Source organism: Rhodoplanes roseus (assembly GCF_003258865.1).
In the GTDB taxonomy this organism is placed as follows: domain Bacteria; phylum Pseudomonadota; class Alphaproteobacteria; order Rhizobiales; family Xanthobacteraceae; genus Rhodoplanes; species Rhodoplanes roseus.
This window is the reverse complement of sequence record NZ_NPEX01000196.1, coordinates 1-7,351: the sequence shown is the minus strand read 5'-3', so window position 1 is coordinate 7,351 and position 7,351 is coordinate 1. Positions and strand designations below refer to the sequence as shown.

7 protein-coding genes are annotated in these 7,351 nt (G+C 71.8%); 2 read left to right on the top strand and 5 right to left on the bottom strand.

Annotated elements, in window-relative coordinates; all coding sequences use genetic code 11:
• Window positions 1-148: 148 nt before the first annotated feature.
• The 5 genes from CH341_RS22190 to CH341_RS22170 are packed head-to-tail and all read right to left on the bottom strand — an operon-like array spanning window position 149 to window position 4,583.
• The gene (locus CH341_RS22190) at window positions 149-571 is read right to left on the bottom strand and encodes a GlcG/HbpS family heme-binding protein (RefSeq protein ID WP_342635028.1); all 423 of its coding nucleotides are present in this window, start codon (window positions 569-571) and stop codon (window positions 149-151) included.
• Complete coding sequence (locus CH341_RS22185) at window positions 568-1,371, bottom strand: D-glutamate cyclase family protein (protein ID WP_111421154.1); 804 nt, start codon at window positions 1,369-1,371, stop codon at window positions 568-570. The genes CH341_RS22190 and CH341_RS22185 overlap by 4 nt, the downstream gene beginning before the upstream one ends.
• Window positions 1,364-2,125 (bottom strand): SDR family oxidoreductase, encoded by a 762-nt coding sequence (locus CH341_RS22180; protein WP_111421153.1) that lies wholly within the window; start codon window positions 2,123-2,125, stop codon window positions 1,364-1,366. Before CH341_RS22180 ends, CH341_RS22185 begins: the two co-directional genes overlap by 8 nt.
• Window positions 2,116-3,555, bottom strand: coding sequence for a dihydropyrimidinase (gene hydA / locus CH341_RS22175; RefSeq protein ID WP_111421152.1), 1,440 nt, complete (start codon window positions 3,553-3,555; stop codon window positions 2,116-2,118). The genes CH341_RS22180 and hydA overlap by 10 nt, the downstream gene beginning before the upstream one ends.
• Window positions 3,552-4,583 (bottom strand): ABC transporter substrate-binding protein, encoded by a 1,032-nt coding sequence (locus CH341_RS22170; RefSeq protein WP_170149757.1) that lies wholly within the window; start codon window positions 4,581-4,583, stop codon window positions 3,552-3,554. Before CH341_RS22170 ends, hydA begins: the two co-directional genes overlap by 4 nt.
• A 164-nt stretch (window positions 4,584-4,747) precedes the next feature.
• On the opposite strand from CH341_RS22170, the gene CH341_RS22165 reads away from it, so the two are divergent.
• Both CH341_RS22165 and CH341_RS22160 read left to right on the top strand, forming a co-directional pair.
• Window positions 4,748-5,470, top strand: a complete 723-nt coding sequence (locus CH341_RS22165) for a GntR family transcriptional regulator (RefSeq protein ID WP_111421150.1) — start codon at window positions 4,748-4,750, stop codon at window positions 5,468-5,470.
• A gap of 83 nt (window positions 5,471-5,553) precedes the next feature.
• Window positions 5,554-7,251, top strand: coding sequence for a formate--tetrahydrofolate ligase (locus tag CH341_RS22160; RefSeq protein WP_111421149.1), 1,698 nt, complete (start codon window positions 5,554-5,556; stop codon window positions 7,249-7,251).
• Window positions 7,252-7,351: the final 100 nt, after the last annotated feature.

The following is a 7,351-nucleotide window of genomic DNA, read 5'->3' as shown; positions in this document are numbered from 1 at the left end:
GACCGCACCGTCAGGCTGGTGCGGTCGAGCGCCACGAGGGACGTGTCCCCGGTGCCGAATCGCACCCGGACGTCTTCGAGCTGGACGATCCGGTCGAGCAGCGGCGGCGTCTCGGCGACGGGCAGGGCGGGCAGCGGCACGGCGTCCGTCATGGCGCCTGGGCCCGCATGAAGGCGGCGACGGCGGCCTGCGCCACCTCGAGGTCCTGCTCGCCCGTGCCGGAGCCGACGCCGATGCCGCCGACCACCTGGCCGTCGGCGATCAGCGGAACCCCGCCGAGCAGATTGGTCATCCGGCCCGAGGTCGCCTCGGCCAGCAGCAGCGCCTTGTCGGGGGCGATGCCGCCGGTCGGCTTGCCGGTCGCCGCCGCCGTCATCGCCTTGCGGGTGGCGCTCTCGATCGACAGCACGCGGGCGCCGTCCATGCGCAGGAAGGCCACCAGGTTGCAGCCCTCGTCGACGACGGCGATGCATTGCGGCACGCCCATCGCGCGCGCCGCCTCCTCGGCGGCGGCGACGAGGAGGAGCGCGCCCCGGTGGGTGAGCTTGGTCGCGGGTCGCAGCAGGGTCACCGACAATCTCCTTCGAGCAGGTCCGTCACCAGCATGGCGCCCGGCGCGTGGGTGATGAAGAACGGCACGCGTGCCGCCTCGACGGCGGCCAGCGCGGTGAGGCCGCACGGCCAGAACAGCGCGGTCTCGCCGGGCTCCGGCATCAGCGGCTCGCCCCAGTCCGGCGTTTCAGGACGCCTGATGCCGAGCGCCGCCGGATCGCCGGCATGGATCGGCGCGCCGTGGCTGCGCGGCAGGCCGGCCGTGATCGAGACGACGGTCTCCACGTCGGCGGCGGCGAACGGGCGCATCGAGACGACTAGCGGTCCGGCGAAGGGCCCGCACGACGCCGCGGGGCGGTCGGTGCGGAACAGCGGCCCCTGGATGCCGAGCTCCACGTGTCTCAGCCGGATGCCGGCCGCCCGCAGCGCCGCCTCGGCGCCGAACCAGCAGCCGATCGCGAAGGCGACCAGGTCGTCGCGCCACACGGAGCGAAGATCTCCGACGCGCCGGGCCGTCCCGCCGTCGTGCACCAGATACGCCGGCAGGTCGGTGCGCAGGTCGAGGTCGTCGGCGAGCGCCGGCAGGCCGGCGGCGCCCGTCTCGCCGCGCCCGAGCAAAGGGCAGGCGGCCGGACTGGCGGCGCAGAACGCCGCGAAGTCGTCGGCGAAGCGCTCCGGCAGTACCACCAGGTTGGCCTGGACGTGCCCGGGTGCGCGGCCGACCGTGAGGCCGTCCCGGCCGGCGCGCGCGGCGCGGCGCACCGCGAGGCCGGTCTCGCCCGCCGTCTCGATCCGGGGCGACGCGGCGGGCCTAGACATGCCGGACGATCCCGCCGTCGGCGCGATAGACGCTGCCGGTGACGTAGGAGGCCGGACCGCTGCACAGGAACGCGGCCACGGCGGCGATCTCGTCGGGCTCGCCGTAGCGGCCCATCGGGATCTGCGCGAAGGAGCGCTGCCGCACCGTCTCGACGTCGACGCCCTCGCGCGCCGCAGTCGCCGCGTCGGTCATGTGGACGCGCTCGGTGCCGATGCGGCCCGGCATCAGTACGTTGATCGTGACGCCGTCGCGGGCGATCTCGGGCGCCAGCGACTTCGACCAGGCGATCAGCGCCGCCCGCAGCGTGTTGGAGATGCCGAGCACCGGGATCGGCTGCACGGCGCCGGTGCTGACGATCGTCACGATGCGGCCCCACCCGGCCCGGCGCATCGCCGGGAGGAACAGGTCGGTCAGCCGGATCACCGACAGCGTCATGGCGCGAAAGCTGTCCTCCCAGTCGGAGGGATCGCGCAGCAACGCGGCGCCATAGGGCGGCCCGCCCGTGTTGGCGACCAGGATGTCGACGTCGCCGACGCGACGGGCGAAGGCGTCGAGGCCCTTGGTGTCGGCGAGGTCGAGCGGAACCGTCTCGGCGCCGCCGATCTGGTCGGCCGCCTCGGCGAGCGCCGTCTCGTCGCGGGCGGCGAGCACCAGCCGGGCGCCTTCGCGTGCCAGCGCCGCGGCGACGGCGAGGCCCATGCCGCGATTGCCGCCGAGCACCAGCGCGCGCTTTCCGGCGATCCTCAGATCCATGCCGTGATCTCCCGCGTCTTCCAGGCCGACGACACCTCCTGCACCAGGAAGCGGCCGCGGCCGGGCGATCCCTTGAGCTCGCCGCGCTCGACCAGGATCTCGCCGCGGCTGATGACGGTCTCGGGCCAGCCCTGCACCTCCAGACCCTCGTAGGGTGTGTAGTCGACATTATGATGCAGCAGGGCGTTGGTGATGGTCACGCGCCGCTCGGGATCCCACAGCACCAGGTCGGCGTCGCTGCCGACCGCGATCGTGCCCTTGCGCGGATGCAGGCCGTAGAGCTTGGCGTTGTTGGTCGCGGTCAGCGCGACGAAGCGCGGCAGGTCGATGCGGCCCTTCACGACGCCTTCGCTGAACAGGATCGGCAGCCGGGTCTCGATGCCGGGAATTCCGTTGGCGATGGCGCGGAACGGCGCCCGCGGGCCGGCCTTCAGCTTGCCCTCCGCGTCGAACCGGTAGGGGGCGTGGTCGGAATTGACGACGTCGATGGTGCCGTCCTCGATCCCCTGCCAGAGCGCCGCCTGGGCGTGCCAGTCGCGCGGCGGGGGGCTGCACATCGCCTTGGCGCCGAGCAGATCCGGCATGTCGAGATCGTCGGCGGTCAGCACCAGGTATTGCGGACAGGTCTCGGCGATCACGACATGGCCGCGGGCGCGGGCGCGGCGGATCTCGTCGAGCGGCTCGCCGCCCGTGATGTGCACGACGACCAGCGGCACGCCGGCGATCTCGGCGAGCGTGACGGCCCGGTGCGTCGCCTCGCGCTCGACCGGCAGCGGGCGCGAGGTCGCGTGCTCGTGCGGGCGAGTGCGTCCGGCGCGCTCCAGCCGCTCGGCGAGCCAGCCGATGATCTCGTGATTCTCGGCGTGGATCAGCACCACGGCCTTCTCCTGCCGCGCGGTCTCGAACACGTCGAGGATCTGGCGGTCGGAGAGCCGCATGGCGTCGTAGGTCATGTAGACCTTGAGGCTGGTGTGGCCGCGGCGGATCAGGGCCGGGAGCTCCTGGCCCAGCACGGCCGGCGTCGGGTCGCTGACGATCAGATGGAAGGCGTAGTCGGTGACGGCGTTGCCCTCGGCGCGGCCGTGATAGTCGGCGACCGCCGCGGCGAGCGACTCGCCGCGGTGCTGGACGCAGAACGGCACGATGGTCGTGGTGCCGCCGAAGGCGGCGCTGATGCTGCCGGAGCGGAAGCCGTCCGCCATGCGGGCGCCCTTGGCGGCGAGGCCGGGCGCCTGCGGCTGGTCGAGGTGGCAATGCGCGTCGATGCCGCCGGGCAGCACCAGCCGCCCGGTCGCGTCGATCACGGTGTCGGCGTCGCCGAGACGCTCCGCGATCGCCGTGATGCGGCCGTCGCGGACTCCGAGGTCGGCGGTGAACACGTCCGCGGCGGTCGCGATGGTGCCGCCGCGGATCACCGTGTCGAAGCTCATGCGGGCAGCTTCCGCACTGCCATGGCGGGCAGGAAGGCGGGATCGAACAGGTCGGCCGGCGTCGGCACCGCGGCGAGCCCGAAGCCGGCCGCGACCGCCTCCATGCTCTTGGCGAGCCGCGCCGTGTCGACGGCGCCGAGGCCCTCGGCGGTCGATTCCGGCGTCGTCATCTGGTTCTTGATCAGCCAGCGCAGCTTCTCTTCCTCGAGTGCGGCGTTGATCAGCGGCGCGTGCGCCTTGAGGGCCGCCACGGCGGCGTTCGGATCGGCCGCGGCCGCCTGCCAGGCCCGCGCCGCCACGCCGACCAGCGCCTTGGCGGCGGCCGGCTGCTCGGTGCGGAATTTCTGCGACAGGATGATGCCGTTTCCATAGAGGTCGAGGCCGACCTCCGAATAGTACAGGAAGCGGATGTCGGAGGGCGCGAGGCCGGCCTTCACCAGGCCGAAATACATGGTCGAGTCGAAGCCCAGGATGGCGTCGGCATTGCCGCCGGCCAGCACGGCCTCGCGCAACTGCAGGCCGACCATGTTCCATTTGACCGAGGCCGGGTCGAGCGACGCCGCCTTGGCGTAGGTGGTGAACAGGCGATAGGCGCCGTCGGGCGCCGCCGCCCCGATCGTCTTGCCGGCGAGGTCGGCCGGCTTGGCGATGCCGGACTTGGTCAGCGTCGCGACGCACAGCGGGCTGCGGAAATAGACCATGTAGACGCAGCGGATCGCCGCCGCCGGGTTGCGGACGTTGAACTCGGCCATCGAGTTGATGTCGGCGATGCCGGCCTCGTAGACGCCGGAGCCGACCCGCGACACCGCCTCGCCCGAGCCGGCGCCGGCGTCGAACTGGCACTCCAGCCCGGCCTCCTTGAACCAGCCGTTCTGCTGGGCCAGGAAGAACGCCGCATTGGAGCCGTCGAACGGCGCCGCCAGCGAGAAGCGAATCGTCGTCGCAGCCCGGGCCGGCCGGGCGCCGAGGACGAAGGGCGCGGCCAGGGCCGCCTGCAGCAGCGTGCGTCGCGAGGGTGCGGAGGTCACCACGTCGTTCCCCTTTCATGGTGCGGATCGAAGCGAGAAGGTCGAGCGAGAAGGGCGAGGGGATCTCAGCAATCCGCGTGCCGATTGCGAACTTGAACAAAAACAATGTTGCGCTATGAATTGCGCGCAATCCTGTGTGCTCACTGCGGACGGCGCGAACAACAATGAAGCAGCCCCGGCGCCTGGTCGGCGTCATGAACGACCGCAATCGCCCCCGGGTCGAGGACGCCGGCGACGCCTACCGGCACCTGTTCGCCGCGATCGTCGACCAGCGGCTCCTGCCCGGCACCAAGCTCACCGAGTTGGCCCTGGTCGAGGCCTTCGGCCTGGGCCGGCGGGCGATCGGGACGGCCCTGCAGCGGCTGACCTGGGAGAAGCTCGTGGTGTTCTTCCCCAAGCGCGGCGCCTTCGTCGCGGCGCCGGACGCCGGCGAGGCGCGCGACGTGTTCGCGGCCCGGATCGCCATCGAGGCCGGCACCACCGAGGCGGTGGCGCGGGCCGCCGATCCGGCCGCCATCGCCAAGCTGCAGGACAACCTCGATCAGGAGCGGGTGCTGCGCAAGCAGGGCCATCTGCGCGAGGCCATCCATCTGTCCGGCGGCTTCCACGTGGTCATGGCCGAGCTGTCGGGGATCCGGACGCTGGCCGAGCAGGTCCGGCTGCTGGTCGCGCGCACCAGCCTGATCGTCAACCTGTTCGACAACCAGGCCGGCCTCGCCGGCTGGCACGACCACCACGACGACCTGATCCGCCACTGCGCCGCCGGCGAGGTCGACGAGGCCGTGGCGCTGATGCGGGCCCACATCACCGAGCTGCAGGACGCCCTGGCGCTCGACCGCCGCCGGCCGGTCGCCTTCGACATGGTCGACGTCTTCGCCCGCGACTGAGGCGCCCGCTCGCACCGGGGCTTCGACGAGCGCCGCGAGTTCCTGTACGTATCGGGCCCCGCCGTCCCGAAGCCGAGCCTCGAATGCCCGCCTCGCAACACGTCTCGCCGAAATCCGACATCGCCATCTCGCAGGACGCGCCCAAGCGCCCGATCCTCGACGTGGCACGCGAAAAGCTCGGCATCGCGGCGGACGAGCTAGAGCCGTACGGGCGCTACAAGGCCAAGGTGTCGCTCGATTTCGTCGAGACGCTGAAGGACCGGCCGTCCGGGCGGCTGATCCTGGTCTCGGCCATCACCCCGACGCCGGCCGGCGAGGGCAAGACCACCACCACGGTCGGGCTCACCGACGCGCTCGTCCACATCGGCAAGAAGGCGATGCTGTGCCTGCGCGAGCCGAGCCTCGGCCCGTCCTTCGGCCAGAAGGGCGGGGCGGCCGGCGGCGGCTATGCCCAGGTGGTGCCGATGGAGGACATCAACCTCCATTTCACCGGCGATTTCCACGCCATCGGCGCGGCCCACAACCTGCTCGCCGCGATGGTGGACAACCACGTCTATTGGGGCAACGCGCTCGGCATCGACACGCGCCGGGTGACCTGGCGGCGGGTCGTCGACATGAACGACCGGGCGCTGCGCCAGATCGTCTGCTCGCTCGGCGGCGCCGTGAACGGATTTCCGCGCGAGGCCGGATTCGACATCACGGTCGCCTCCGAGGTGATGGCGATCTTCTGCCTGGCCGAGAACCTCGCCGACCTGAAGCAGCGGCTCGGCGACATCGTCGTCGCCCAGACCCGCGACAAGGCGCCGATCCGGGCCCGCGACCTCGCCGCCCAAGGCGCCATGGCGGCGCTCCTCAAGGAGGCGCTGGCGCCGAACCTGGTGCAGACGCTGGAGGGCACGCCCGCCTTTGTGCACGGCGGCCCATTCGCCAACATCGCGCACGGCTGCAACTCGGTGCTGGCGACGACGACGGCCTTGAAGCTCGCCGACTACGTGGTGACCGAGGCCGGCTTCGGCGCCGATCTCGGGGCGGAGAAGTTTCTCGACATCAAGTGCCGCAAGACCGGCCTCGCGCCCGACTGCGTCGTGCTGGTCGCCACCATCCGGGCGCTCAAGATGCACGGCGGCGTCCGCAAGGAGGATCTTCTCGCGGAGAATCTCGAGGCGCTGGAGGAGGGGCTGTCCAACCTGCGCCGCCACGTGGAGAACGTGCAGAAGTTCGGGCTGGTGCCGGTGGTCTCGATCAACCGCTTCTCGGCCGACACGCCGGCCGAGATCGCGCTGGTGCAACGGGCCTGCGCGGCGCTCGGCGTCGAGGCCTATCTGGCCGATCACTGGGCGGAGGGCGGAGCCGGCGCGGTCGACGTGGCGCGCGCCGTGGTGCGCGCCGCCGAGAGCGGCAAGAGCCGCCTGACGCTGCTCTATCCCGACGACATGCCGCTGGTGGAGAAGATCCGCACCGTGGCGCAGGAGATCTACCGGGCCAAGGACATCGCGCTCGACGCGCCGGTCGCCGAGCAGCTCGCGGCCTTCCAGGCGGCCGGCTACGGGCATCTGCCGGTGTGCATCGCCAAGACCCAGTACAGCTTCTCGACCAATCACGAGATCAAGGGCGCGCCGACCGGCCACATCGTCCATGTCCGCGAGGTGCGGCTCGCCGCCGGCGCCGGCTTCGTGGTCGCCATCTGCGGCGACGTGATGACCATGCCGGGCCTCCCCCGCGTCCCCGCCGCCACCACCATCGACGTCACGCCGGACGGACGGATCATCGGGCTGTTTTGAGGGGTGCGTCGCCCTGGCTTTCCGTCATTCCGGGGCGCCGCGCAGCGGCGAACCCGGAATCCATACGCCCTGCAGTCGTGAGAACCGATGCGCCGGGGTT

What these genes read in the sequence shown, in the direction of transcription:
- CH341_RS22185 (WP_111421154.1), bottom strand. Translation starts at nt 1,371, where the DNA reads ATGTCTAGGCCCGCCGCGTCGCCCCGGATCGAGACGGCGGGCGAGACC.
- CH341_RS22180 (WP_111421153.1), bottom strand. Translation starts at nt 2,125, where the DNA reads ATGGATCTGAGGATCGCCGGAAAGCGCGCGCTGGTGCTCGGCGGCAAT.
- hydA (WP_111421152.1), bottom strand. Translation starts at nt 3,555, where the DNA reads ATGAGCTTCGACACGGTGATCCGCGGCGGCACCATCGCGACCGCCGCG.
- CH341_RS22165 (WP_111421150.1), top strand. Translation starts at nt 4,748, where the DNA reads ATGAAGCAGCCCCGGCGCCTGGTCGGCGTCATGAACGACCGCAATCGC.
- CH341_RS22160 (WP_111421149.1), top strand. Translation starts at nt 5,554, where the DNA reads ATGCCCGCCTCGCAACACGTCTCGCCGAAATCCGACATCGCCATCTCG.